3 protein-coding genes and 1 tRNA gene are annotated in these 2,243 nt (G+C 70.8%); 1 reads left to right on the top strand and 3 read right to left on the bottom strand.

Features of this window, described 5'->3' with window-relative positions:
• Nucleotides 1–137: 137 nt before the first annotated feature.
• From Q0112_RS15880 to Q0112_RS15870, 3 genes are read right to left on the bottom strand one after another with little or no spacing between them, the layout of a single operon-like run.
• On the bottom strand, nucleotides 138–614 hold the full coding sequence (locus tag Q0112_RS15880) for a DUF2948 family protein (RefSeq protein WP_297976951.1): 477 nt from the start codon (nucleotides 612–614) through the stop codon (nucleotides 138–140).
• The gene (gene murA / locus Q0112_RS15875; RefSeq protein WP_297976950.1) at nucleotides 611–1,885 is read right to left on the bottom strand and encodes a UDP-N-acetylglucosamine 1-carboxyvinyltransferase; all 1,275 of its coding nucleotides are present in this window, start codon (nucleotides 1,883–1,885) and stop codon (nucleotides 611–613) included. Before murA ends, Q0112_RS15880 begins: the two co-directional genes overlap by 4 nt.
• Before the next feature lie 12 nt (nucleotides 1,886–1,897).
• Nucleotides 1,898–2,068: a hypothetical protein gene (locus Q0112_RS15870; RefSeq protein WP_297976948.1), complete on the bottom strand. Its 171-nt coding sequence runs from the start codon at nucleotides 2,066–2,068 to the stop codon at nucleotides 1,898–1,900.
• A 99-nt stretch (nucleotides 2,069–2,167) separates the two neighbouring features.
• Here Q0112_RS15870 and Q0112_RS15865 point away from each other — a divergent pair.
• A tRNA-Thr gene (locus Q0112_RS15865) sits at nucleotides 2,168–2,242 on the top strand.
• The last annotated feature ends 1 nt before the right edge of the window (nucleotide 2,243 follow it).

Below are 2,243 nucleotides of genomic sequence, written 5' to 3'. Positions count from 1 at the left end.
GAACCCCGGAACGAACTCAATGCAGCACTCGATAAGCGGAGAGTCGTGGAGCTTAGCGGTTGGGGCGGTTGGGTTAACGGGCCAGATTACGCCAGCTATATCAGTTGCATAGGTAGTGTCGTGCGCGCAAGACGCCGTCACTCTCCGGCGTGCGACGGCAGGCTCCGGGCGATATAGGGGCGGGTCACGTCGGCGAGGCGCAGATCGAGGCATTCGACGTCGAGCGCTATCTCGCCGTCGCCAGCGGCGACGAGACGCAGCGTGCCGGCGCCGGCCTCGGCCGGCTCGAAGGTCAGGGCAAGAAGCTCGAGCACGAGATCGCGGTCCTTCGGGTCGATGCCGCTGGTGCGCGCCGCGAGCACGCCGTCGATGGCGAGGACCGCACGCACCCGCTCGTAGGGCCGCCCCTGCCGTTCGGCGGCCGGCGCGTCCTCCCAGCGGAAGCGGTTGAGCAGCAGGCTGAAGCGGCGGTGCTTGCGCGACCAGGCGATCTCCGAGGTCTGCGCGATGGCGTCCTGCACCAGGGCCGACATCACCTCGAGATCCTCGGGCGCCTCGGCCCGGAGCCGGAGCGGCCGCTCGGCGCCGTCCTCGAAGCGGGCGTCCCCGGTCATGCCGCCGTCCCGTGCAGCCGCTCGATCCGCGCCCCGCAGGCGGAGAGCTTCTCCTCCACCCGCTCGTAGCCGCGGTCGAGGTGGTAGACCCGCGCCACCCGCGTTTCCCCCTCGGCGGCGAGGCCGGCGAGGATCAGGCTGACGCTGGCCCGCAGGTCCGTCGCCATCACCGGCGCGCCCTTCAGCTTCTCGACCCCGGTCACGGTGGCGGTGCCGCCGTGCACCTCGATCCGCGCCCCCATGCGCATGAGCTCGGGGGCGTGCATGAAGCGGTTCTCGAAGATGCGCTCCTCGAGGTGGCTCACCCCCTCGGCGAGGGTGAGGAGCGCCATCATCTGCGCCTGCAGGTCGGTCGGGAAGCCGGGGAAGGGGGCGGTCGCCACGTCCACCGCCCGCACTCGGCCGTTCACCCGCGAGACGGTGAGGCCGGAATTGGTGGCGCGGATCTCGATCCCCGCCTCCTCGAGCTTGTCGGCGAAGGCGCCGACCAGCTCGCGCCGCCCCCCGACCAGCTCCACCTCTCCCCCGGCGATCGCGGGCGCGAGCATGTAGGTCCCGAGCTCGATCCGGTCGGCCACCACCGGATGGGTCGCGCCGCGCAGCCGGTCGACCCCGCGGACCTCGATCGTCGCGGTCCCCTCGCCGCTGATCTCGGCACCCATGCGGCGCAGGCAGGCGGCAAGGTCGACGATCTCGGGCTCGCACGCGGCGTTCCTGAGCACCGTGGTGCCCCGAGCGAGGGTCGCTGCCATCAGCACGTTCTCGGTGGCGCCAACCGAGACCAGCGGGAAGTCGATGACCGCCCCCTTGAGCCCGTTCGGCGCCGAGGCGTGCACGTAGCCGTCGCGCAGGTCGAGCACCGCGCCGAGCGCCTCGAGCCCCTTGAGGTGCAGATCCACGGGGCGCGCGCCGATGGCGCAGCCACCGGGGAGCGAGACGACGGCATGCCCGTCGCGGGCGAGCATCGGGCCGAGAACGAGGATCGAGGCGCGCATCTTGCGCACGATCTCGTAGTCAGCCCGATGGTTGGCTATCGCCTGCGTCCCTATGACGAGGACACGCCCCTGCTGGAGGCTCGCCACCTCGCAGCCGAGCGACTCGAGCAGCGTCGACATGGTGCGGATATCCGAGAGCCGCGGCGCGTTGGTGAGCGTCAGCGGCTCGTCGGTCAGGAGCGCCGCCGGCATCAGCGTCAGGCAGGCGTTCTTCGCCCCGGAGATCGGGATCGAGCCCTGCAGCCGCTGGCCGCCGTGCACGAGGATGCTGTCCATGCGCTGCCTGCTCTATCCCTGTTCGTCGCCGCCATCGCGAGCGGCCTCCGAAGCCGCCTCGCGTGCGCGCCTCTGCGCCTTGCGCCGTGCGAGATTGGCGCGGAGCGCTGCCGCCAGGCGGTCGGATTTCTGCTCGCGTTCCGCCGGCTTCGTGAGATCGGGCGGGATGATCCTCTCCGGCATGGCGCCTTCTATCGCACGGGACCGCCGCGGTCCAGAACGCGCGTGAAGGGCGTTGAAGATCAGCCGTGGCTCCTCTATGGAGCGGGCACGACCCGACTCGCTGCCGTAGCTCAGGGGTAGAGCACTCCCTTGGTAAGGGAGAGGCCGAGAGTTCAAATCTCTCCGGCAGCACCAT

It is taken from the genome of uncultured Amaricoccus sp. (assembly GCF_937858865.1).
In the GTDB taxonomy this organism is placed as follows: domain Bacteria; phylum Pseudomonadota; class Alphaproteobacteria; order Rhodobacterales; family Rhodobacteraceae; genus Amaricoccus.
The sequence above is the reverse complement of the archived record's forward strand: the minus strand, read 5'-3'. Positions and strand labels throughout refer to the sequence as shown.